The organism is Nonomuraea sp. NPDC004702, assembly GCF_053601695.1.
The window spans coordinates 175410-197751 of sequence record NZ_JBSGCE010000007.1; the positions used below are offsets into that span (position 1 = coordinate 175410).

Consider the following 22342-nt stretch of genomic DNA (forward strand, 5'->3'; position numbering starts at 1 on the left):
GACAAGGCCGACTGCCTGTTCGTGCGAGAATCGGGGCGTGGAGCGGCCTGGATGTGTTGCTGTCATCGGGGTGGGCGTTCTCGGAGCCTGTGTGGGCTGGAATCTGGCACGGCACGGCGTCAAGGTGGTCTTCGTCGACGCGGGCCGGCCGGGTGAAGGGGTCACCGACTGGTCGTTCTCGTGGGTCAACGCCAGCGCCAAGACCGCGAGCAGGTCCTACTTCGAGCTGAACGTCGCGAGCATGGCGGCGTACCGCGAGCTTGCCGGGATCATCGGGCCGGACCCATGGTGGCACCCCGGCGGCCACCTGCGCTGGGCGGACGACCCCGCGACGGAGGCGAGCCTCCTGGAAACGGCCGGGCTGCTGGCCGGCTGGGGCTACCGGGCCGAGGTACGCACGGGAGCCGAGGTACGCCGCCATCTCGAACCCGCGCTCACGGTGTCCGACGAGGTTCCGGTCGTGTTCTTCCCCGAGGAAGCGTGGGTGCACGGACGCCATCTCGTCGGCCGCCTGGTCGGCCAGGCCGTCGCGGCCGGCGCCGAGCACCGGTTCGGCACCACGGTCCATGACGTCGGCACCGGCGCCGACGGGAGCGTACGGACCGTCGTCCTGTCCGACGGCAGCCGTCTCGACGTCGACGCCGTCGTGAACGCCGCGGGGCCCGGCGCCGCCCACGTCGCCGGGCTCGTCGCGCGGCACCTGCCGATGCGCCGGGAGCCCGGCCTCGTCACCCGGATCGAGTGTGCCCAGGCGCCGATCCGCCGGGCCATGCACGCGCCGCGCGTCGCGATCCGTCCTGACGGGGACGCTTCGGTGGTCCTCCACAGCCGCGAGGTCGACGCGCTCATCGACACCGGCGAGGATCCGGCGGCGCTCGAACGGCTGCTCCACGAGTCGGCGCGGCACGTCGTTCGCGGGTTCGAGGACTCCCGTATCGTCGGGACACGGGTGGTCGACCGGCCCATCCCGGGCGACGGACACCCCTCGGTGGGAGCGGTGCCGTCCGTGCCGGGCTACTACGAGGCCGTCTCCCACAGCGGCATCACGCTCGGGCCGGTGATCGGCCGGCTGCTCGCGTCGGAGATCGTCAGCGGGAGGAGGGACGAGAGGCTCGCCGGCTTCCGCCCGGAACGGTTCTCCCATGACACCCCGGCGAGCTGACGGTACGCGTGCCTGGTGCTGCGCCCCCTGGCGGACTGAGCGACGAGCCGCCGGTCAGCGGGCGGCGACCGTGGCCGACAGGGCCAGGGTGGCGGCGCCGCGGGCGTGGCCGCTGTCGTCCCAGGGGCGGACCATGATCTCCACTCCCGACAGCACGCCGCTCTCCACCGCCGGCCGGAACCCGGGCTCCAGATACGGCCACAACACGTGGCTCTCGCCGATCACCGCCAGCGCCCGTACGGCCAGGACGTTCACCACGCCCGCGGCCGCCCTCCCGAGCGCCGCCCCCGCCTCGGCCATCAGGTCGCGCACGCCCGGCACGTCCTCGGCGGCCAGCCGGGGCAGCTCGGCCACCGGCACCGGCGCCGGCGTCAGCCCGCGCTCGTACGCGCGGGCGGCCAGCGCGTAGTCGGCCGCGTAGGACTCCAGGCAGCCGCGCCGCCCGCACACGCAGGGCGGCCCCTGCGGGTCGATCGGCACGTGCCCGAACTCGCCCGCGACGCCGTCGGGCCCGCGATGGATGCGCCGCCCGAGCACGATGCCCATGCCGATGCCGCCGCCGACGGCCAGCACCAGGAAGTCGTCGTGGTCGCACCCGGCGCCGAACAGCAGCTCGGCGCTGGTGCTGGCGCGGGTGTCGTTGTCGATGAGGACGGGGACCGGCAGGCGTTCGGCCAGCAGGGGCCGCAGCGGCAGGTCCGACCAGCCCAGGTGCGGCGAGATGCGCACGATCCCCCTGGCCTGGTCGATCACGCCGGGGACGGCCAGGCCGATGCCGCGCACCCGCCCGCCGGCGGCGGGTTCGGCCAGCTCGTGGGCGCACACGGCGGCGAGCTGCCCGACGGGGTCGGCGCGGGGGTCGAAGGGCACCGTGAAGCGGCGCGCCTCGCTGCCGTTGAGCCGCATGAGCACGCCGACCACGTGCGTGTGGTGCACCCGCAGGCCGAGCGTGTAGGCGGCGTCCGGCACCAGCTCAAGGGGCACTTTCGGGCGACCACGCCCGGCCGCCTGCGGCGCCAGCTCGCGTACGTAGCCGAGCTCGATGAGGCGCCGGCTGTGCTCGGTCACGGTCGCCGCGCCGAGCCCCAGCCTGAGGGCGAGCTGGGTGCGGTTGAGCGGCCCGGACCCGAGCGTCGTCAGGATCTCCGTCCTGGCCAGGTCCTCGCGCATCCGCGGTCCTCCCTCTTGACGTGTGTTCCGGAACAAGCCTAGGGTTCCGCATCAATAATAAATTCGACCCCGAAAAATATACCTTGACGGAGGTCCCCCCATGAAGGCACTCCTGGCCGCGGGGCTCGTACTCCTCGCCGGCGTCACCGCGTGCGGCGGCGGCGGGGCGGGCACGGCGGGCGGCGCCCAACAGGACGACGGTACGGTCACCCTCGACTGGGAGATGTGGGCGGGCAGCGAGGAGGAGAAGGCCCAGCTCGACCACCTGGCCAAGATGGTCACCCAGCAGGACCCGAAGATCAGGATCAACCTGCGGACCGCGCCCTTCAACGCCTACTTCACCAAGCTGCAGACCGAGTTCGCCGCGGGCGAGCAGCCGTGCCTGGTCTCCATGCAGAGCCTGCGCCTGGGCGCCTACGCCGATCTCCTCGAACCCCTCACCGCTCCCGAAGGCTTCGCCCCCGCGGCGCTGGACGCGCTGAAGATGAACGGCCGGCAGCTGGCCCTCCCCTACGACCTGGGCCCGATGCTCCTCTACTACAACAAGGACGCCTTCGCCAAGGCCGGCCTGGCCGAGCCCAAGCCCGGCTGGACCACCGCCGACTTCGAGCAGGCCGCCAGGAAGCTGACCACCGGCGGCAAGTACGGGTTCGGCATGTCCTTCTCCGATCTGCACCTGCTGTCGATGCTGCTGTCCTACAACGGCGCCAAGCCGGTCACCGACGACGTGAAGCTGCAGCTCGACAGCGAGCCCATGGTCGCGGCCACCACCTGGTACGCGGGCCTGGCCGGGAACAAGGCGGCCAGCGTGCCGGCCGGGTCGGCGGAGCTGGGCTGGGGCGAGACGCAGTTCGTCAACGGCAACGCCATGATGGCGGTCGACGGCTCCTGGAACATCGGGTCCACGATCAAGAGCGCCAAGTTCCGGGTGGGCATCACCCAGCTTCCCGCCGGGTCCGGGGGTGCGAAGACGTACGTGGCCAACTCCGGGTTCGGGGTGGCCAAGGGCTGCCCGTACAAGGAGCAGGCGGTCAAGGCGGTCTCCGTGCTCAGCGGCAAGCAGGCGCAGGCGTACCTGGCGGGCGAGGGGCGCGGCTTCCCGGCGATGACCTCCGAGCAGTCGGCGTACGAGAACTTCCTGGTCGGTAAGAACCAGGACAAGGCCGACGACGTGCGGGCGGCGGTGTCGGCGGTCAAGGAGGCGGTGGCCGGCGGCGTGCCGCTGTTCACCACCAAGAACTGGGACGACGTCACCAAGCTCATGGCCCAGCACCTGCTCCAGGTCTACACCGGCGCGAGCGGCGCCAAGGAGGCGCTCGCCACCATCCAGCAGCAGGGGGCGCGCGGGCAGTGAGGTCACGAGAGCAGTGGAGCGCGCTGGGGTTCGCCACGCCCAGCGTGCTCGGCCTCGGGTTGTTCACCCTGTTCCCGGTCGGCATGGCCGTGGTGATGAGCTTCTTCGACTGGCCGATGCTGGGCGGGAGCAGCTTCATCGGCCTGGAGAACTTCCGCTACCTGTTCGGCGAGGACCCGGCCTTCCTGTCCGCGCTGCGCAACACGTTCGTCTTCACCGGCCTGTACGTGCCGCTCAACATCGTCCTGGCGCTGGCGCTGGCGTTCTGGATCAGCAGGTCGCGGTGGCAGAACCTGTGGCGGGTGCTGTTCTTCATCCCGGCGATCACGCCGATGGTGGCCAACGCGGTCATCTGGAAGCTGCTGTTCCAGATGGTCGGCACCGAGCCGAACCTGCTGGCCGACGGGCGCACCGCGCTGGTGTCGGTGGTGGCCATGAGCGTCTGGCAGGGGTTCGGGTACAACCTGATCGTCTTCTCCGCGGCGATCAACGAGATGTCGCCGTCGGTCCTGGAGGCGGCCTCGCTCGACGGGGCCACGGGGCTGCGCAAGCTGGTCAGCGTGCAGCTCCCGCTGATCTCGCCGGCGCTGTTCTTCGCCACGACGATGACGGTGATCAACTCGTTGCAGGTGTTCACGCAGCCGTACATCCTCACGGCCGGCGGGCCGGGCAACGCCACGGAGACGCTCGTCATGACCGTCTACCAGGCCGGGTTCCAGTCGCGCGAGCTCGGGCTGGCGGCGGCGGGCGCGTGGGTGCTGTTCGCGATCATCCTGCTCGTGACCGCCGCGCAGTTCCTCGGCCAGAGGCGGTGGGTGCACTATGAGAGTTAGATCCGTCGTCTCCCACATGCTGCTGGCGGCGGTGACGCTGGCCTTCCTCTATCCGCTGGTCTTCGCGGTGGCCACCGCGCTGAAGCCGGCGGGCGAGACGTTCAGCGATCCCGGGTCGCTGGTCGGCTCGCGGATCCGGTGGCAGAACTTCGGCGACGTGTTCACGTACGTGCCGTTCCAGCGCTACATCCTCAACGGCGTGCTGGTGGCGGGCGTGGGCACGCTGGTCGTGCTGGCCGCCTCCGCCCTGTCCGCCTACGCCTTCGCCTCGCTGCGCTGGCGCGGCCGGGACGGCGTCTTCCTGCTGTTCCTGGCCACGCTGATGGTGCCGCAGGAGGTGCTGGTCGTGCCCATGTTCATCCTCATGCAGAAGTTCGGCTGGGTGGACAGCTACCAGTCGCTGATCTTCCCGTGGGCCTTCACCGCGTTCGGGACGTTCCTGCTGCGGCAGTTCTTCCGCTCGGTGCCACGCGAGATGCAGGAGGCGGCGCGCATCGACAGCGCGAGCGAGGTGCGGATCTTCCTGTCCATCATGCTGCCGCTGGCCAGGCCCGCGCTCGGGGTGCTGGCCGTGTTCACCTTCATCAACTACTGGAACAGCTTCCTGTGGCCGCTCATCATGATCAACGACGTGACCGAGCGCGGCACCGTGCCGCTCGGCCTGCAGTTGTTCTTCGGCCAGAACGGCAACCAGTGGCATCTGGTGATGGCCGCCTCCATCGTGTCCATCCTGCCGACGCTGTTGCTCCTCCTCGCCCTTCAGAAGCATCTGGTCAAGGGCATCGCCACCGCCGGTCTCGCCGGCCGCTGAAAGGACCATAGTGCTGTTTTTCGACCGCCGTGTAGGCCCCGACCTGGGCGCCGACTACCCGGCGAGGGACGTGCCCGACTGGTACAGGGACGCCAAGTTCGGCGTCTTCGTCCACTGGGGCCTGTACTCGGTGCCCGCGTGGGCGACCGCCCGCCTGCCCGGCGAGCACGTGCCCGTGGAGCTGGAGTTCAGCCACCACCAGTACGCCGAATGGCACGCCAACACCGTCCGCATCCCCGGCTCGCCCGCCCGCGCCTTCCACGAGCGGGAGTACGGGGTCGGCACCCCGTACGAGGACCTGGCCGACTCCTGGCGGGCGGAGGCGTTCGACCCGGCGGCCTGGATGCGGCTGATCGCGGGGTCCGGCGCGCGCTACGTCGTGCCCACGGCCAAGCACCACGACGGGTTCTGCCTGTGGGACACCGCCACCACGGCCTTCAGCAGCGCGCGCCGCGGCCCCCGCCGCGACCTGATCGCCGAGCTGGACCGCGCCGCCCGGGCGGCGGGCCTGCGGTTCGGCCTGTACTACTCCGGTGCGCTGGACTGGCACGTGTCCGACTTCCCGCCGATCCAGTCGATGACGGACCTGTTCACGCTGCGCCGCAACGACGAGGCGTTCGCGCGCTACTGCTTCGAGCAGGCCATGGAGCTGATCGACCGGCACTCCCCCGACGTGCTGTGGAACGACATCGACTGGCCCGACTCGGGCAAGGCGGCCGGGCCGCACAGCCTGCAGGCGCTGTTCGAGCACTACTACGAGCGGGTGCCCGAGGGCATCGTGAACGATCGCTGGGGCGTGCCGCACCTGGGCTCGCGCACCCGCGAGTACGTCTCCGAGCAGCAGACCTCCCCGTGGGTGTGGGAGGCCACGCGCGGGCTCGGCCAGTCGTTCGGCTTCAACCGGGCCGAGGACGAGCGCCATCTCGTCCGGCCGGACGAGCTCGTCCACCTGCTGGTCGACACCGTCGCCAAGAACGGCAACCTGCTGCTCAACATCGGGCCGCGGGCCGACGGCTCACTGCCGGAGTCCCAGGTCGAACGGCTGCGCCACCTGGGCGCCTGGCTGGCGGCCCACGGCGAGGCGATCTACGGCACCCGGCCGTGGGTCCGGCACGCCGAGCCCGTCGGCGACCCGGTCCGCTACACCGCCGCCCCCGACGGCGCCCTCCACGTGATCGCCCTGGACCCGGCCGCGGGACGGCTGACGCTCGCCGGCGACCTGGTCGAACGGGCGCGGGCCGGAGCCACCTGGGGTGACGGCCCGGCCGCGGTGGACCGTTCCGGCGGGGTCGTCGTCCCCGAGGCGTTGCGCGGGCTGCCGGCCGCCGTCCTCAGGCTGGCGCCCGGCGCCTGAACGGGGACACGATGGGCCGCGACCGCACCACCGGCGTGGAAGGCTGACGGGACTGGAGGTAGGGGGGCCGGCGCTCGGGGGGCGGCCCCTGCGCCGGGCGGGTCGCCCTCGTCTGCTCACGGCCCGTTCTGGGGGAGCGCGACGATGACCTGGAGCAGGCCGTAGGCGGCCGTCATGGTCCCGGCGTCGACCACGACGGTGCGCCCGCTCCTGGTGGCAGCGGGCGCGAGAGCGACCACGGGCTGAAGACCTCCGTGCGAAGCAATCCGAAGCACAGCAGCCTGCTTCACCAGGCCGTCCACGCCGAGACCCTGTTTCTGACGGGCGGCACGACAGCGTTCCGGGAGGCGACACAGGAGATCTTCGCCATCACCAACGACGGGCCGCCCCACGCCGCGACGGAGCATTACATTCCCGGCGCCGGCAATTACCACGTCTGCCGCTGCGAAGGGCTCCCGGCAAGCCATCGCCGTTGCCCAGAACCATCGCGTTGCTCAGGCATCCTGAGAATGAAAGGGATCACTGGGATGGAATGCCTTGAACTGTCGAGCCGGTGTCCATAACGTGCACAACGAGGGCGTGCAACTTGGCCCTTGACCACCGTCCGTCCGCTGCGGTCACCTCTATAGCGAGCGAGTGATATTCAGCCATATTCAAACCGGGATATTCGGGTAAGTGAGGCTGGCATGCTTATCAGTGGGCAGGCCCTGCGCGCCGCACGGGTGAGGGCGGGGATTTCGATGCGGGGCATGGCCCGCCGCACCAGCATCTCGTACAGTCATCTGTCCAATGTGGAGCGCGGCGACCGGGCGGCCACTGCGCCCGTGGTGGAGGCATACCGGCGCGCGCTGGCTGACAAGGGCCACGTCCTGGAGGCGGGAGGCGAGGACGTGCAGTTCCGCGAAGTGTCGGAACTGTTGCGCGATGCCGCTGCCGGTCCGCTGGGCAGCACCGTTCCCGCGCTGACCGCCGCCGAGTCGGTCCGCGCCGGTCTGCACGACGCGGTCGGCCGCCGCTCCCGCGCCGAGTGGTGGCAGCAGGCCATCGCCGACTACGGCGCCAGCCACTATCTCGCACCGCCCACGGAAATGCTGCGCGATGTGCTCGCCGACGCCGCCGTGCTCAAGAAACACATTTCCGACGGCGCCGACGCCGATCGGCGCGGACTGCTGCGCTCCGCGGGATATCTGGCCGGCGTCACCGCGTATGCGTGGTCGAACCTGGGCGAGCGCCGCCAAGCCCGCCGCTGGTGGCACACCGCCATCGACGCCGCAGACCAGTCCGAGGACCCGGCCGCGCAGGTGTGGGTGCGCGCGTGGGCGGTGGCCAACGGGCCTTATATCAACCGACGACCGGTCGAGAGCCTCACCCTGGCCCGTGAACGGCTCGGCAAGCACCTCGTCCCGGACTGTGCGTCATGCGCATTGCTGAGCGGGCTCGCCCAGACCCAAGCCGACCTCGGCGATCCTGCGGCCGTGACGACGTTGCGGCAACTGGCCAGGCTCTCCGAACGTGTGCCCGCCGCGGTTGCCGACGATCGGGGGTCATTGTTCGGCTGGCCGGAGGTCCGGCTGCGGTATACCGAGTCTCACGTGCACACCGCCTGCGGCGACACGGCGGCCGCCTACGCCGCTCAGGACCGCGCATTGGGCATTTACCACACCGACATGCCCCGCGATCGGGCCAGGATCTTGCTGCACCGCGCGCGCTGCCTGGTCATCGACGGCGACATCACCGAAGGCATCGCGTGCGCCACCAGCGTGCTCGACGACACGGACGCCACCGTGCGCTTCGAAAGCGTGAACGTCACCGCCAAGGCAGTACTCGCCGCCGTCCCACCCCGCGCCCGCAAGCTGGCCGCGGTCATCGCCCTCCACGACAGACTGAGGACTGGGTGACCACACTGGACATCTCCCCGGCGGGCCGGCCCACCTGCACCGGCGGCGCGAGACGGCTTCGACCTGGTCCCCGGTCGGGTCGGCGGTCAGAGCATCGGTGCCTGAGCGATGTGCAGAAGCCTGTCCGGTGAACCGGTCCCCGCGTTGGTCACCACGTTCGGGGTGGCGTTGTCGACGAGGTGGTCACGTACCTGCTGTGGCGTGAATCCGGGGTTGGCCGCCAGGAGGAGCGCTGCGGCACCTGCCACGTGTGGCGCCGCCATCCATGTGCCTGTGTTCGCGTACGTGGAGGAGTTGTCCAGCGGCAAGGCCCGCTGGTCGATCCGGTCCAGGCCCACGACGGCACGGGCGACTCGGTGCCCGTGAGGGACATCGTCTGGTTCGCCTGCACGTAGTCGACGGCGGGATCGACGGCGAGTCGACGTGCGGCCTCGGCGGGTGCCGCCTGGGCCGGGGTGGTTGGAGCGGCGGCGACGATGATCGCCGCGAATGTGGCCAAGGCCGGCTGGCCGTCTCATCGTCCGGCTCCTTCCAGGTGTCCGCAAAGGATGCTTCGCGCGCCGTGGGGCGGCCCCTCACGGAGCCGCCCCACGCTTGTTCAGCAGGTGACCTCCCTTGGTTGGACCGGGACGGAGACCGCGTCCCATGCGGCCTTGGTCGCGCGGCACAGCGCACCCGTCGGGTCGAGAATCTTGGCCGACTTGACGGTCCCGGCGCGGTAGGTCATGTAGTTGGACTTCCAGGCGTTCGACAGCATCGTCATGTAGATGATCTTCATGGCGTTCTTGATGCCGATCCCTGAGGTGGTGGTGCTGCCGTTGCAGGTCGGGCTGACCGGTTGGCCATTGGTCGGGTTGGATCCCTCGGTCAGCAGGTACAACCAGTGGTTGCCGACACCTGCGGCGTAGTGCTCCTCGTAGTACCCGCCGTCGTAACACTTCAGCGGCGGGTCGTACATGCTGCGGATGGGAGCGCCGTCGCCTCGGAGGTTGACGCCGGCGCCGACGAGCCAGTCCGTTTTGCCCCGCAGGTACACCTCGGTGGCAGCGCCGAACGCGTCGCCGATGAACTCCGCGGTCCCCCACGCGGACAGGCCGCCGCCGGTCTGGTAATCGACACCGTGGCCGAGTTCGTGGGCGACGACGTCGATGTCACCGATCCACTGGCCGTTCAGCTTGTTGTGCCCGATCTGGACCTGTTTGCCGTCCTGGTAGAAGGCGTTGACCATCTGGAGGCCGACGCGGATCGGTACGGCGCCCCCGCTGCCGTCGATGCCGTCGCGGCCGAGCCACTCCTTCAGCATCCGCATTTCACCCTGGGCTCCGTACAGCGCGTCCACGCACCCGGTTTCGCGGTCGGCGGGGTCACCGTTGCCCCACACGTTGTCGGGGCCCGAGAACGTGACGTTGGTGGCCGAGTCCTGGCAGGGCATGTTCTTGGTGCTCGGCGAGTCCATGCTGTAGACGCCGCCTGACAACGTCGTGTCGAGGGAGACGGTGCCGTTCCAGCCGGAGTTGCCAACGTCGTAGTGGATGTGCTCCTGGCTGTCGAGGACCGCGCCGGTCAGGGCGTCGACCTGGACAGTGAGGCTGCTGGGGCCTTCGGTGCCGGTCCCGGTGACCGTGGTCTCCCACACAAGCCGGGGCGTGTCACCAACAGCCCTGACAGCCAGCCTCGTACCCTCGACCGCGCTCACCGAGGTCAGCTGACCTTTGGCGGCCGTTTCTGCGTCCGCCGCGCTGAGTTTCGGGGTGACCGAGAGATCGCCGATGCTCCTGGTCTGCGCGACCGATTCGTCGATCACCCTGTCGGTGCGGTCGGTGACGAGCACGAACTGGCCGCCGACAACTTTCAGGCCCTTGTAGGTCCGGTCATAGACCAGGAACCTCATGCCTTCGAAGTCGGTCGCCGACCGTTGAACGAAGCGGTCATGCGTACTCGCGTGCAGGAAAGCCGGTTTGTCGGCCAGGACGGCCGCCGGTGTGTTCGGTGGAGCGGGTCTGGCCGCGGCCGGAACGGTGAGGGTGGCGACGACACTGCAGGCGACGAGTAATGCGCCGGCGACTTTCGCGCCCTTGCCTAATCGCATGGTGTTCCTTTCCTTCGTGTTCACCCGCGAGGTCACGGCGGGACATGGAATGTTCGATTGGTGGAGAGGCTATAGATCTGCCGAGCTCATGTGGACTGCTCGGAGACAGTGGGCGTTATTCAGCCGTATTCACCATGCTGACCTGCGGGAGTATTCCCGCGGAGGGCCGGAGAGCGGCATTGGGAGCCTTGACCTCGCCAATGGCCTGTCCGAACCTTCGTGCACCTGACGACATCCGCCGGAATAGCCGGCGGCTGCCACACCGCCATGCACTCGTCGAATCATGGCGGTGTGGCATGCGCACCCTAGGAGTGGCATGACACCCAAGCGTCAATTACCCAGATTGGCGGTCACCGCGGTCACCGCATTCATCGCCGTGCTTGCTTCCATGACCACGTTCGGCCAGGCCGCGCAGGCCGAGCCGAGCGGCCGGATCCAGCATGCCGGTGACCCGGCCGCGGTTCCCGGTTCGTACATCGTGGTCCTCAAGGACGCGGTCGGCGTGAAGGCCGTTGCCGCGACGGCCAGGGGCCTCGCCACCCGGTACGGCGGGAGCGTCAAACGGACCTATGGCAGCGCAGTGCACGGCTTCTCCGCCGGCATGTCGGAGAACGCCGCCAAGCGGCTCGCGGCGGATCCGGCCGTGGCCTATGTGGAACAGGACCGGACGATCTCGATCGAGGCAACCCAGTCGCCGACCCCGTCGTGGGGCCTGGACCGGATCGACCAGCGAGCCCTGCCGCTGGACAACTCCTACACGTACGGGAACAACGGCGCGGGCGTGAAGGCGTACATCATCGACACCGGCATCAATTTCACCCACCAGGACTTCGGTGGACGCGCGATCTCGGGCATCAACATCCTCGACCGGGCCAAGGACGCCACCGACTGCCACGGGCACGGCAGCCACGTCGCGGGGACCGTGGGCGGTTCCTCCTACGGGGTGGCCAAAGGCGTCACCCTCGTCGGCGTCCGCGTCATCGGCTGCAACGGTGCGGGCGCGTACGGGGACGTCATCGCCGGCGTCGACTGGGTCGCCGCCGACCACGCCGCCGGGCAGAAGGCCGTGGCGAACGTGAGCCTCGGCGGCCCCTTCTCCCAGGCTCTGAACGACGCGATCACCGGCGCGATCGACGACGGCGTGGTCTTCGCCGTCGCGGCCGTCAACGCGCACGCCGATTCCTGCGAGTTCAGCCCGGCCGGCACGCCAGCCGCGATCACCGTCGGCGCGACCACGAACGCCGATGCGCGCGCCTCGTACTCGAACTACGGCCCATGCGTGGACGTCTTCGCCCCTGGCAGCGACATCACGTCGGCGTGGATCGGTTCGAACACCGCCACCAACACCATCAGCGGCACCTCCATGGCGACACCGCACGTGACGGGAGCCGCCGCGCTCGTCCTGGCCGCCAACCCCGGCTTCACCCCGCAACAGGTACGCGACAAGCTCGTCGTCAACACCGCCGTCTACAACGCCGTCACCGACCCCGGCGCCGGTTCCCCGAACAGGCTGCTGAACGTGAGCAACGTCCAGCCGCCTTCGCAGGACTTCGCCATGGCGGTGACACCCGGCTCCGGCACGGTCGGCATCGGCGGCACGCTGTCGGCGACCGTGAGCACCACCACGACCGTCGGCGGCTCCGAACCGGTCTCGTTGTCGGTCACCGGACTGCCCCCCGGCGCGACTGCGAGCTTCAGTCCCTCGACGGTCACCTCCGGCGCGACCTCGACGATGGGCATCACGACCACGTCGGCGACGCCGCCGGGCACCTATGCGTTCACCGTCGTCGGCGTCGGCACCGTCCACGCCCAGAACGCCTCCTTCACCTTGACCGTCAGCGCCCGTCCGGGTTGCTCGGTGACCAACGGAACCGATGTACCGATCGCCGAAGGAAGCAGTCAGAAAGCCGCGCAGAGCCTGGTAACCGTCTCCGGCTGCTCGGGGACACTTGGGGCGAGCACGGCGGAGGTGCACATCAAGCACGGGGAGATCAGCGACCTGATCGTCACCCTGGTCTCGCCCAAGGGGACGGTGTACACGCTGCACAACCGTACGGGCATATCCGTCGTCAACATCGACAAGGTCTACACGCTCAACCTGTCGGGTGAGACGGCGAACGGCACGTGGCAGCTGCTCACCCGTGACATGGCCAAACAGGGCGTGGCCGGGTTCATCGACTCCTGGAAGCTCAACCTGGGCACCAGCGGCGCCTGACGGACATCCCTCGATCAGCAGCTGACGTCGGGCGTGGGCGGCCTTCACCGCCCGCGCCCGACGCACAACCGTGCCAAGACCGGACGATCTACGGCGTGAAGATCTCCGACAACGTCGGCACGGACGAGAACGAGCCGGAGGTGCTGGTCAACGCGGACCAACACGCCCGCGAGCACATCACGGTGGAGCAGGCGCTGTACCTGGCGAACCTGCTCACCGGCTCCTACCCGTCCGACAGGCGGATCGCGAACCTGGTGAACACCCGCGAGTTCTGGATCATCCCGATGCTGAAAGCAGCACGAGGTCCGCGGAGGACTACCGCGGCGCGTCGGCGTTCTCAGCGCCCGAGCGCAGCGCCTGCGCGACTTCGTCCTCAGCCGCCGCATTGGCGGAGTGCAACAGATCAGGATCAATGCTGACCTGCACTCATACTCCGAGCTGATCCTGTGGCCGTACGACTCCAAGTAGGCGGATACGGGTACCGACATGTCGGTCGACCAGAACAGCGTGTTTGCCTACACCGTTCGAGATGTACCCGACCTGGTGCTGCTCCGGCGGCGGCTTCCACCCACCCGACGAGCAGATCGTGCCGCAGACAACCCGCAACAAGGAGGCGCTCCTGATGCTCGCCGAGTACGCCGACTGCGTGTACCGCGCGATCGGCAAGGAAGCACAGTACTGCGCCACCGCTCAGAGCCAGCTGACAATGGCTCAAGTGGTGGTGGGCATGGGGCCGTAGAGGGCCGGTCCGAGAACTTGCCGCGCCGGTCGGAGCTGAACAAGACAGTGCTGCGAGCTCATCGGCTGGTCACTCCGGCACCCTGTTGGCCTGGCATCGTCGTTTGATCAAACGCTCGTGGGCCTACCCGGCCGTCAAAACCAGAGACCGCAGTGGTGGGCGTTCTTCATGTCGATCGGGCGTACCGACTCAGGAGAGAGGTTGAGCGCGCGGTCGGCGGCGTCGAGACGGGGCCAGGTCGTGCTGCCCGGCCCGTTGGGGTCACCGGTCCGGACGAACCGCGTCCAGTAGCCGACGATCCGGTCGGCCAGGCGCCGCTGGTCGGCGGTGAGCCCTGAGCTGTCGGGGAAGTCGAACAGGTAGAAGGTCTCGGCTCCGTGCGCGGTGGCGGGGCGGACGTGGGCGGGCAAGGGCTGTCCGCTGGGGGTGGGCGCGGACGGGTCGGTGAAGACGTAGGCGTAGGTGCGCGCTTTCCTGGCGTGCTCGCGGCCGGACTTCCAGGAGGGGCAGATCCAGCCGCTGTCGCTGAACACGCGGCCGGCCGCCGCGATGGGGGAGGGAAAGCGTCGCGCCGGGTAGCGTCGCTCGACACGTGGTGCGGCCGCTCCGAAGGCGGTTGTGAGCATGGCCGGGTACTGGCGGGCGGTGATGCCGTGCGGGTAGACGGCCAGGGCGAACTCGACGTGCTCGTCGCGGACGTCGCCCTGGAGCAGGGGTACGGCCGCCTGCCTGCCCGCGGCGAAGACCTTGGCCGGCTCCTGCGGGACGAGGCTGGTGCCGTAGGCCAGCAGCGGGAACCCGGCGGTGTGCGGCAGCAGCTCGCCGGCACTCTTGCGGCGCAGGCAGGACACGTCGGCGCAGGCCAGTTGCCCGGCCAGAGCCTGTCCGGCTCCCTGGATCGTGCTGAGCGGGTGCCAGGAGGAGATCGCGGGCATGCCCTCGCCCATCGCGCCGGCCGGATGCCTGGTGCGGCACGACCCGCTCTGGACGATCGCCCGGTGGAACAGGCCCCGGGCGGCCGGTGAGGTCATGAGGGTGCAGGTGCTCATCGCGCCGGCCGAGGCTCCGGCGAGGGTGACCTTGCCGGGATCGCCGCCGAACGCGGCGATGTTGGCGCGCACCCAGCGCAGCGCCGCCACCTGGTCCTGCAGGCCGAAGTTGCCGGCCTCGCCGAGCTCGGGATGGGCGAAGAAGCCGAACACGCCGAGCCGGTAGTTGACCGTCACGACCACGATGTCGCCGGCCTTGACCAGCCGGGCCGGGTCGTAGATCGAGCCGGCGCCGGTGATGAAACCGCCGCCGGGCACCCAGACCATGACGGGCCGCCCCTTGCCGGGCCGGACGGGTGTGGTCACCTCCAGGGTCAGGCAGTCTTCGCTCTGCGGGGTGCCCTTCGGCATGTCAGGCGCCTCCGGCTGCATGCACGCCGGTCCCGCCTTCGTCGCGTCGCGGATGCCGGTCCAGGAACCCGCCGGCCGGGGTGGCTGCCAGCGCCGCTCTCCGGTGGGCGAGGCGGCGTACGGGATGCCGCGAAAGCGGCGGACCCCATTCTGATTCGTGCCCTGGACCTTGCCCGACGCCGTCATGACGACCGGGCCGGAGATGTCGCCGGCATGGGCGGTGGTGCCGCCCGCCACGAGCGTCCATGCGGCTGCCAGCAGGGCGACGATCGCGGCCGGCGCCGGAGTGCGGCCGGTCATCGCCCGTGGCCGCTCTGCTTTGCCTTCTTGCTGCCCCAGCCGGCCAGCAAGGCTCCGGTGACGGCGGCCACCGCGTAACACGCCAGCCAGACCGCGAATCCACCGGGCAGCCATGCGAGCAGCCCGGCGTTGTCATGGTCGGCGAGCAGCCGGATGGCACCTTGCGCTCCCAGGACCAGCAGCAGCATGCCAATGATCAGCACGGTGACGTGCTTCATGTGCGCTTTGTCTCCCATCGCCCCGAAGGGCAGTGACGGCAGGCGTGAACACGCCCTCCACGGTTTGTGGTGCGATCGAACCATAACACCGGACTTGGTACGATCGCACCACAAACGTTTCGCGAGGAAGGATGGCATGCCACGACAGGTGGACCACGACCAGCGCCGCCGCCAGATCGCAGAAGCCGTCTGGCGCCTGGCCACCCGCGGTGGCCTGGAAGACGTCACCCTGAGGCAGGTCGCCGCGGAGGCGGGGGTTTCCGCCCGGCTGCTGCAGTACTACTTCGGCACCCGCGATGAGCTGCTGCTCGGCGCGCTGGAGATCCTCAACGACGACGCCGAGCAGCGGGCCCGCGAACGCCTCGCAAAGCTCGGCGAAGCGCCCGGCATGCACGCGGTCGTGCGCGGAGTGCTGTGCGAGCTGCTCCCGCTGGACGAGGAACGACGCAGCCGGCACCTGGTGTACGCCGCCTACTTCGTCCGCTTCCTGACCGACCCTGCCCTGGCCAAGGTCGCCCAGGACGCACCGCGTGCGCTGGAGAACCTGGTCACCGGCCTGCTCGTGCAAGGGCAGGAGTCCGGTCAGGTGCCCCCGCACATCGACGCCGCGGCCGAGGCCGCGTTCCTGGTGGCAGGCGCCGAGGGGATGCAGTCGAGCGTTCTGCTGAGGCAGCGGTCCGCCGAGGACGCCGTAGCCATGATCGACCACCAGCTTGCCCGCGTCTTCAGCACCACCACGTCGAGGATGTGACGGTGGAGGAGGCCGGGACCGGCGCCACTCGATCGTCAGAGGTCGCCATCATCGAAGCGGCCGATCACCTCCGCCTGGTGCACCGCCACGTCCCACCTGTCTTCCGAGGCCGTCAGGACGCCCCGCTCAAGGTGTGCGCCCGCCAACGCCCAGCACATCCGTGCACTGTCCGGAATCACTCCGCACCTTCGGTGCTCGGAGAAGTACAGAGGTAGAACACCTCAGGATCGCCTTCATCGAGGCCGTGCACCATCCCTACCGGCTGCCAGCCAACCCGCTGGAGCAGTCGCTGCATGGGATGGTTGGACAGGTTCGTCGAGGTGAACAGCTTCGCGGTCCGGCATGAGGCTGCTGCAGCGCGCAGGAGCCTCTCGCCAACGCCATGCCCCCGGGCCGGCTCAGCCACCATGAGCATCGTCACGAACCCCTGCTCGAAGAAGGTGTACTCAACGACGCAATAGCCGACCAGCCCGGCCGGAGTGCCGGCGACAAGGACGGACCCGTCGCGACACCAACGTTCGATGCTGCCGCGCCGCTCGCCACCATCGGATCTCGCGACGGAATCAAGGATCACGAGGGCCTCGGCATCGACCGCTCCCCCGGCTCGAACAGACAGTGCACTGAAGTTGTCGGTGTTCATGGGCGCGATCTTCCTCTCCTGACAAGATCCCTCATGGTGCAGGGATACCCCAGACCTGGCCGGCAGCCGGCGTCACCTGATCACCGAGGCCACCGGTATCCCAGCGCGCAGGCGCGCTTGAGTGCCTGTCGCCGCCGGAGCCGGTGTCCCTGCGCGCGGACGGCGTCGTCGCCCGACCTCGACTCTTCGGGAAGGCACTCAACCTCCGGGCGGGCTCGCGCGTTAGGGAGGGCGAAAGGGGACCTTCACTGATGACAGATGACGACGAGGCTGCCTTCGACGACTTCCTCGCCACCAGAAGCACCTCGTTGCTGCGTACCGCGATCCTGGTGTGCGGGGCGACGCGGCACGACGCCGAGGACCTGGTCCAGCACGCGCTGGAGAAGGTCTACCGGAACTGGCCTCGGATCAGGCACGACAACCCCGAGGCGTACGCGAGGAAGGTCGTCGTGAACGCGGCGATCAGCCGGGCGCGGCGGCGCAGGGTCGTCCAGGAGATCATGTTCGCCCGGCCGCCCGAGACCGCCGCCGACTCTCCCGACCTGGACCTGCGCGACACCCTCATCAGTGAGCTGCGCAGGCTGCCGCCCAGGATGCGCGCCGTGCTCGTCCTGCGCTACTGGGAGGACCAGTCCGAGCAGGCCACCGCGGCCCTGCTCGGCTGCTCGGCCGGGACGGTCAAGAGCCAGGCCGCGCGCGGGCTCGTCAGGATCCGCCAGAACATGGATGTCGCAAGGGAAGTGACGAGATGACGATCGAGGACGACCTCGCCGACGCCATGGCGGCGCACGTCGCCGAGGTTCAGGCCGGGCCCGGACTGGGCAGCGCCGTACGCCGGGGGCACCGCGCCCGCGTGACCAGGCTCCGCGTGGCGGGAGCGGCGATCGTCACGGCGGCCGTGGCCGTGACCGCGCCGGTGATGCTGAATCCCGGCGAACCCGCCGACAACGGCCCGAACCAGGTCGTGATCCGCGACGACGTGACCGTGCCCGACGTGACGGGCCGGCGCGCCGGCGAGGCGGCCAAGGCGCTCCACGACGCCGGGCTGAAGGTCGCGCTCGCCGGGATGCGGAGCGACAACGGCCTGGTGGGCACGCAGGAACCGGCTGCCGGCCAGGTCGTCGGGCGGGGCAGCACGGTCACGCTGCATGTCCAGTTGCCGCCCGCGCCGACGCCGCAGGCCCTGGGTGACCTCGGCGACGGGCGGAAGTTCGGCGGCATCCAGCTCACCTACCTGCCGGACGGGCTCGAATGGGGCAAATGGTCGAAGGACGACGTGGTCGGCCCCGGCAAGAGCTACACCACCAGCTTCCGGAGGCCGGGCCTCCAGCAGGGCGGCTACGCCGTCCAGGTGATCGTGGCCCATGGCGCGTCCGCGGACGCCCTGTACGACTTCCGGCCGGAACCGCACACCGAGACGGTGGACCTCGACGGCAGGCCCGCGCGACTGTCCAGGGACGGCGACTCGGGGGCCGCCGGCGGCCCGAGCACGCCCACGGTCACCTGGAAGCTCCGCAAGGACCTGGCCGTCAAGGTGCTCATCGGCCCCGAGTACGCCAAGGAGATCGACGCCATGAGTGAGCTGAGGAAGATCGCGAAAGGCGTCCGCCCGGCCCGGTGACGCGCGCCCGGAGCGGCGCTCGTCCGATCATGGTGCGCGCGGGACCCGAGGGGCGTCCGTGCTCTCGACCTTGCGCAGCACCACGCCGAGCAGCCGGTCGGCGGTCAGGTAGCCGGTGCGGCGGGAGTCGAGCGAGCGCCGCGGGTTGTCGCCCAGCACGACGAGATGGCCGTCCGGGACGCGCGTTCCCGGCGCGGCGCGAAGGGCGGGCACGGTCGCGCGGGGAATGGGGTCGCCAGGGACGGCCGCGAGCCGCTTGATCATCCAGCGCGCCTGCCCGTCCTCGGCCGCCTCCACGAGCCGGGCCAGGACGACGACCTGGCCGGTGCGCAGCCGTCGCGGCCCGGTCCTGCGCACCAGCACGCGCTCCCCGGGCCGGTAGGTGGGCAGCATGCTCTCCCCCTCCACGGTCACCACCACGTACGCGCGCCGCAGCCAGGCGAGCCCGAGCACGATCGCCCCGACCCCGGCGGCCAGGCCGGTGAGGATCATCCGGGCACCTCCACGTCGTCCCGGTAGCCGCTGGCCTGCCGGGTGAACAGCCGGGCGTACGTGCCGTCCAGGGCCATCAGCTCGCCGTGCGTGCCCAGCTCGGTGACCACGCCGTCGCCGAGCACCACGATGCCGTCGGCGTCGCGGATCGCGCCGAGCCGGTGGGAGACGACGACGCTGGTCCGTCCGGCCCGCAGGCGGGCGAGCTGCCGGTGGACCTCGTGCTCGGCCTCGGCGTCGAGGCCGGCGCTCGGCTCGTCCAGGATCATCAGGTCGGCGTCGCGCCGCAGAAAGGCCCTGGCCAGCGCCAGCCGCTGCCATTGCCCGCCGGACAGCAGCACGCCGTCCTCCTCCTCGTCCTGCTCCGGCGCGAACTCGCGGCTCAGCATCGTGTCGTAGCCGTGCGGCAGGGCGGAGAGGGCGTCGTGGACGCCGGCCTCGCGGGCGGCGCGCTCCAGGCGGTCGCGATCGCCCTCCGCGGTGAGGTCGCCCACGGCGATGTTGTCGGCCGCGGTCAGCTCGTAGGAGACGAAGTCCTGGAACACCGCCCCCATGCGGGCGCGCAACGTCCCGGGGGCCACGTCCCGGATGTCCACGCCGTCCCACAGGATCGAGCCGCGGGTCGGGTCGTAGAACCGGCACAGCAGCTTGACCAGCGTGCTCTTGCCGGCGCCGTTCCGCCCGACCAGCGCGACCGTGTGCCCGTACGGGATGAACAGGTCGACGCCGCGCAGCACCCACGGGTGCTCGTCGCTGTAGCGGAACCACACGTCGCGCAGCTCGACGCCGCGGCGCAGCGCCGGCAGCGGGACGGGCCGCGTGGGCGAGGGCAGCCCCGGGCCCGAGTCCAGGATCGTGACGTGGTGGTGGAAGGTCAGCAACTGCTCGTGGGCCATCGTCCCGGCCGAGACGGTGACGTTCAGCGCCGCCTGCACGCCCGCTACGGCCGCCACGAACATCGCCACGTCGCCCACGCTCAGCCGCCCCTGTCCGGCCGCCAGGATCGCCCACACCATGCCGGCCCCGGCGACCAGCGCCGACGCGCCCGCCAGGCCCGCCTGCATCCCGAACTCGCGCCGGTCCATCGTCCGGCGGGCCCTGATGGCGGTCCACGCCTCGCCCAGCATGCGCAGCCGCAGGAACGACCCGAGGTCGAACAGCCGGATCTCCTTGGCCGCGTCGGTCGTGGACATCAGGTGGGCGTAGAACATCTCCCGGCGCTCGGCCGGCCCGATCCGCCACATCATGTCCACCCGCTGGCGGGCCAGCCGCAGCTCGATCAGCAGCGCCGGGACCGCCGACAGCAGCACCAGCCCAGTGAAGGCCGGGCTGATCACCACCAGCGACCCGACGAACCCGGCGACGGTGATCACGCTGCTGGTCGTCGAGAGCGCGGTGTCCACCAGCCTGCCCGGGTTGCTGGCGCTCTGCTGGGCCATGCGCAGCCGGTTCAGGAAGGTCGGGCTCTCGAACCTGGCCAGCCCGGTGAACCCGCACACCGCGGCGAACAGCTCGGCCTTGGCCCGCACCGACACCTGCCGGTCGACCTCGGCCCGCAGGTACTGGGCCGCCTGCGCGGCGCCGGCCGCCAGCGTCGTGACGGCCGCGACGGCCACCGCCTGCCAGAGCAGCGAGGCGACCCGCCCAGTGGCGACGCCGTCGAGCACCGCCTTGGTCAGCCACGCGAGCACGACCGGGGTGACGCCGCTCACCAGCGTGACCGTGACGTACCCCAGGACGTACAGCGGCGCGGCCCGCCACACCAGCCCGACGCCCCGCACCGCGCACGCGGCCAGGACGCGCGGGCCCGGCCCGTCCGTCATGCCGCCGAGCCGGCCGGCAGCTGGGCGACGCCGCGGATGCGCGCCAGGACACCGCCTCCCGCGGCGACCTGGAAGAAGCTGGGGAAGGAGTCCACCTGGAACGCGCCGGTCACCGGCCCGCCGTCCGGCTCGACGACCACCTGGGCCACCGGCGAGAGCGTGCGGGCCAGCGGCTCGGCGTCCACGACCACGAGCACCCGCGACCGGTCCTGCCGGGCCGCCCAGGAGGCCAGCTCGGGCAGCTCGGTCCGGCACCGGCCGCAGTCGGAGGACAGGAAGGCGACCACGGCGCCCTCGGGCAGCAGGTCGCGGGCGACGCGGTCGCCGTCGACCGTCCGCACGTCGAACGCGCCGGCCACCTCACCGGCCGCCAGCCCCTTCCCGCCGGGCCCGCCGCGCTGCTCGACGACCTCGTCCAGGGCGTCGAGCAGCTTGCCGTGCTCCTGCAGCCGCCGGGCCAACCCCAGCATCAGCACCAGGCCCGCCAGGCACAACACGCACAACAGACTCGAGACGATCAGCAATGGGGTCACGGGTTCACCTCCGGTTCGACGTTCACGACGGGTTGCTCGCCGCCCGCTCAGCCCCGCGGCTCCCGGCGGTCTCGGGGAGCCGCGTGACGCTGCGGACGCGGGACAGGACCGTCCCGCCCGCGGCGACGCGGAAGACGGTCGGCACGGTCCGCGCCCCGAAGGCCTCGGCGACGTGCGCGTGGTCGCGCTCCACCACCACCCGCGCCACAGGGGAGAGCGCCGCGACCATCCGGGCGGGGTCCCCGGCGCGGGCGTCCACGACCGCCAGGACCCGCGACCGGTCCTGCCCGGCCGCCCAGGCGGTCAGCTCGGTCAGCTCCGCCCGGCAGCCCTCGCAGTCGGGCGACAGGAAGGCCACCACGCCGCCCTCCGGCAGCGAGTCCCGTGTCACGGGGGCCGCGTCCAGGTCCGTCGCGGAGAAGTCGCCGACCAGGTCGCCCGTGGCGGGGCCGTCGAGGTCGGGGGTGCCGGCGACGACCTCGTACAGGTGGTCGATGCGGGCGGTGTGCCTGCGCAGGCGCCGCAGCACCGCGAGCGCCAGCACCAGGTTCATCAGGAACAGAACGCCGGCGAGAGCCGGCACGGCGATTGCGTAGGACACTGTCCAACTCCCGGAGAGGGGCACGAACGAGGCGCCCGGCCGCCGGACGGCGGCCGGGCACCGGTCGGTCTCAGCACCACTGCTTGGCGCTCGAGTTGGTGATGCAGGAGCCGCAGTGCGAGGTGCCGTTCGGGTAGTAGCAGCAGTACTTCCAGTAGTCCGCCCTGCAACACTGGTAGTCGCAGTCGGTCGCCCGGGCGACGGTGTGCGGGGCGACCATCTCCAGCAGCCGATCGGCCAATTTGGTCATGGCACGCATGAAGCCTTCCTTTCGGTCGGTGGGCTGGTGGCCGCAGCATGCGTCAGCCTCCTGAACGATTTCTCAATGGTTTCTCAAC

At 70.5% G+C, this 22342-nt stretch carries 24 protein-coding genes; 12 read left to right on the top strand and 12 right to left on the bottom strand.

Annotation, left to right across the window (positions count from 1 at the left end; genetic code table 11):
• Positions 1 to 37: 37 nt before the first annotated feature.
• Positions 38 to 1162: an NAD(P)/FAD-dependent oxidoreductase gene (locus tag ACWEJ6_RS12230; RefSeq protein ID WP_452423379.1), complete on the top strand. Its 1125-nt coding sequence runs from the start codon at positions 38 to 40 to the stop codon at positions 1160 to 1162.
• Between the two features lie 54 nt (positions 1163 to 1216).
• Here ACWEJ6_RS12230 and ACWEJ6_RS12235 read toward each other — a convergent pair whose 3' ends face one another.
• Positions 1217 to 2332: an ROK family protein gene (locus ACWEJ6_RS12235; RefSeq protein WP_452423381.1), complete on the bottom strand. Its 1116-nt coding sequence runs from the start codon at positions 2330 to 2332 to the stop codon at positions 1217 to 1219.
• A gap of 100 nt (positions 2333 to 2432) precedes the next feature.
• On the opposite strand from ACWEJ6_RS12235, the gene ACWEJ6_RS12240 reads away from it, so the two are divergent.
• Genes ACWEJ6_RS12240 through ACWEJ6_RS12255 form a run of 4 tightly spaced genes read left to right on the top strand, consistent with a single transcriptional unit; the run spans position 2433 to position 6684 of the window.
• On the top strand, positions 2433 to 3686 hold the full coding sequence (locus ACWEJ6_RS12240) for an ABC transporter substrate-binding protein (RefSeq protein WP_452423383.1): 1254 nt from the start codon (positions 2433 to 2435) through the stop codon (positions 3684 to 3686).
• Entirely contained in the window at positions 3683 to 4519 is an 837-nt protein-coding gene (locus tag ACWEJ6_RS12245; protein ID WP_357980176.1) for a carbohydrate ABC transporter permease, read from the top strand. The genes ACWEJ6_RS12240 and ACWEJ6_RS12245 overlap by 4 nt, the downstream gene beginning before the upstream one ends.
• Positions 4509 to 5330 (top strand): carbohydrate ABC transporter permease, encoded by an 822-nt coding sequence (locus ACWEJ6_RS12250; RefSeq protein WP_452423386.1) that lies wholly within the window; start codon positions 4509 to 4511, stop codon positions 5328 to 5330. The genes ACWEJ6_RS12245 and ACWEJ6_RS12250 overlap by 11 nt, the downstream gene beginning before the upstream one ends.
• A 10-nt stretch (positions 5331 to 5340) precedes the next feature.
• Complete coding sequence (locus ACWEJ6_RS12255; RefSeq protein ID WP_387667426.1) at positions 5341 to 6684, top strand: alpha-L-fucosidase; 1344 nt, start codon at positions 5341 to 5343, stop codon at positions 6682 to 6684.
• Between the two features lie 116 nt (positions 6685 to 6800).
• Here ACWEJ6_RS12255 and ACWEJ6_RS12260 read toward each other — a convergent pair whose 3' ends face one another.
• The gene (locus tag ACWEJ6_RS12260) at positions 6801 to 6923 is read right to left on the bottom strand and encodes a hypothetical protein (protein ID WP_452423388.1); all 123 of its coding nucleotides are present in this window, start codon (positions 6921 to 6923) and stop codon (positions 6801 to 6803) included.
• A gap of 447 nt (positions 6924 to 7370) precedes the next feature.
• Between ACWEJ6_RS12260 and ACWEJ6_RS12265 the strand changes: the two genes are divergently transcribed.
• On the top strand, positions 7371 to 8582 hold the full coding sequence (locus tag ACWEJ6_RS12265; RefSeq protein ID WP_452423390.1) for a helix-turn-helix domain-containing protein: 1212 nt from the start codon (positions 7371 to 7373) through the stop codon (positions 8580 to 8582).
• Positions 8583 to 8668: 86 nt separating this feature from the next.
• Here ACWEJ6_RS12265 and ACWEJ6_RS12270 read toward each other — a convergent pair whose 3' ends face one another.
• Together ACWEJ6_RS12270 and ACWEJ6_RS12275 are read right to left on the bottom strand one after the other, a co-directional pair.
• Positions 8669 to 8920 carry a S8 family serine peptidase gene (locus ACWEJ6_RS12270; protein ID WP_452423392.1) on the bottom strand — a complete coding sequence of 84 codons (252 nt, stop codon included), beginning with the start codon at positions 8918 to 8920 and terminating at the stop codon, positions 8669 to 8671.
• Between the two features lie 260 nt (positions 8921 to 9180).
• Positions 9181 to 10671 carry a M4 family metallopeptidase gene (locus tag ACWEJ6_RS12275; RefSeq protein ID WP_452423394.1) on the bottom strand — a complete coding sequence of 497 codons (1491 nt, stop codon included), beginning with the start codon at positions 10669 to 10671 and terminating at the stop codon, positions 9181 to 9183.
• Between the two features lie 388 nt (positions 10672 to 11059).
• Here ACWEJ6_RS12275 and ACWEJ6_RS12280 point away from each other — a divergent pair, with 388 nt between their 5' ends.
• The 3 genes from ACWEJ6_RS12280 (at position 11060) to ACWEJ6_RS12290 (ending at position 13625) form a co-directional block, all read left to right on the top strand.
• Positions 11060 to 12886, top strand: coding sequence for a S8 family peptidase (locus tag ACWEJ6_RS12280; RefSeq protein ID WP_452423396.1), 1827 nt, complete (start codon positions 11060 to 11062; stop codon positions 12884 to 12886).
• A gap of 95 nt (positions 12887 to 12981) precedes the next feature.
• Entirely contained in the window at positions 12982 to 13305 is a 324-nt protein-coding gene (locus ACWEJ6_RS12285) for a M14 family zinc carboxypeptidase (RefSeq protein WP_452423398.1), read from the top strand.
• Positions 13306 to 13415: 110 nt separating this feature from the next.
• Complete coding sequence (locus ACWEJ6_RS12290) at positions 13416 to 13625, top strand: hypothetical protein (protein ID WP_452423400.1); 210 nt, start codon at positions 13416 to 13418, stop codon at positions 13623 to 13625.
• Positions 13626 to 13759: 134 nt separating this feature from the next.
• On the opposite strand, the gene ACWEJ6_RS12295 is transcribed toward ACWEJ6_RS12290, so the two are convergent.
• Both ACWEJ6_RS12295 and ACWEJ6_RS12300 read right to left on the bottom strand, forming a co-directional pair.
• Complete coding sequence (locus ACWEJ6_RS12295) at positions 13760 to 15325, bottom strand: carboxylesterase/lipase family protein (RefSeq protein ID WP_452423402.1); 1566 nt, start codon at positions 15323 to 15325, stop codon at positions 13760 to 13762.
• Positions 15322 to 15543 carry a hypothetical protein gene (locus ACWEJ6_RS12300; protein ID WP_397159398.1) on the bottom strand — a complete coding sequence of 74 codons (222 nt, stop codon included), beginning with the start codon at positions 15541 to 15543 and terminating at the stop codon, positions 15322 to 15324. The genes ACWEJ6_RS12295 and ACWEJ6_RS12300 overlap by 4 nt, the downstream gene beginning before the upstream one ends.
• 136 nt (positions 15544 to 15679) lie before the next feature.
• Between ACWEJ6_RS12300 and ACWEJ6_RS12305 the strand changes: the two genes are divergently transcribed.
• Positions 15680 to 16294 carry a TetR/AcrR family transcriptional regulator gene (locus ACWEJ6_RS12305; protein WP_452423404.1) on the top strand — a complete coding sequence of 205 codons (615 nt, stop codon included), beginning with the start codon at positions 15680 to 15682 and terminating at the stop codon, positions 16292 to 16294.
• Positions 16295 to 16469: 175 nt separating this feature from the next.
• On the opposite strand, the gene ACWEJ6_RS12310 is transcribed toward ACWEJ6_RS12305, so the two are convergent.
• A complete protein-coding gene (locus tag ACWEJ6_RS12310) occupies positions 16470 to 16934 on the bottom strand; it encodes a GNAT family N-acetyltransferase (RefSeq protein ID WP_452423406.1) in 465 nt (154 codons plus the stop codon).
• Positions 16935 to 17185: 251 nt separating this feature from the next.
• Here ACWEJ6_RS12310 and ACWEJ6_RS12315 point away from each other — a divergent pair, with 251 nt between their 5' ends.
• Entirely contained in the window at positions 17186 to 17686 is a 501-nt protein-coding gene (locus ACWEJ6_RS12315; protein ID WP_452423407.1) for a SigE family RNA polymerase sigma factor, read from the top strand.
• On the top strand, positions 17683 to 18555 hold the full coding sequence (locus tag ACWEJ6_RS12320; protein WP_452423409.1) for a PASTA domain-containing protein: 873 nt from the start codon (positions 17683 to 17685) through the stop codon (positions 18553 to 18555). The genes ACWEJ6_RS12315 and ACWEJ6_RS12320 overlap by 4 nt, the downstream gene beginning before the upstream one ends.
• 27 nt (positions 18556 to 18582) lie before the next feature.
• Here ACWEJ6_RS12320 and ACWEJ6_RS12325 read toward each other — a convergent pair whose 3' ends face one another.
• The 5 genes from ACWEJ6_RS12325 to ACWEJ6_RS12345 all read right to left on the bottom strand — a co-directional run bounded on the left by ACWEJ6_RS12325 (position 18583) and on the right by ACWEJ6_RS12345 (position 22263).
• Positions 18583 to 19047 (bottom strand): S26 family signal peptidase, encoded by a 465-nt coding sequence (locus tag ACWEJ6_RS12325; protein WP_452423411.1) that lies wholly within the window; start codon positions 19045 to 19047, stop codon positions 18583 to 18585.
• Complete coding sequence (locus tag ACWEJ6_RS12330; RefSeq protein WP_452423413.1) at positions 19044 to 20870, bottom strand: ABC transporter ATP-binding protein; 1827 nt, start codon at positions 20868 to 20870, stop codon at positions 19044 to 19046. The genes ACWEJ6_RS12325 and ACWEJ6_RS12330 overlap by 4 nt, the downstream gene beginning before the upstream one ends.
• Positions 20867 to 21403, bottom strand: coding sequence for a TlpA family protein disulfide reductase (locus ACWEJ6_RS12335; RefSeq protein WP_387667416.1), 537 nt, complete (start codon positions 21401 to 21403; stop codon positions 20867 to 20869). The genes ACWEJ6_RS12330 and ACWEJ6_RS12335 overlap by 4 nt, the downstream gene beginning before the upstream one ends.
• 22 nt (positions 21404 to 21425) lie before the next feature.
• The gene (locus ACWEJ6_RS12340) at positions 21426 to 22004 is read right to left on the bottom strand and encodes a TlpA family protein disulfide reductase (RefSeq protein WP_397159378.1); all 579 of its coding nucleotides are present in this window, start codon (positions 22002 to 22004) and stop codon (positions 21426 to 21428) included.
• A gap of 70 nt (positions 22005 to 22074) precedes the next feature.
• Entirely contained in the window at positions 22075 to 22263 is a 189-nt protein-coding gene (locus tag ACWEJ6_RS12345) for a hypothetical protein (RefSeq protein WP_358296152.1), read from the bottom strand.
• Positions 22264 to 22342: the final 79 nt, after the last annotated feature.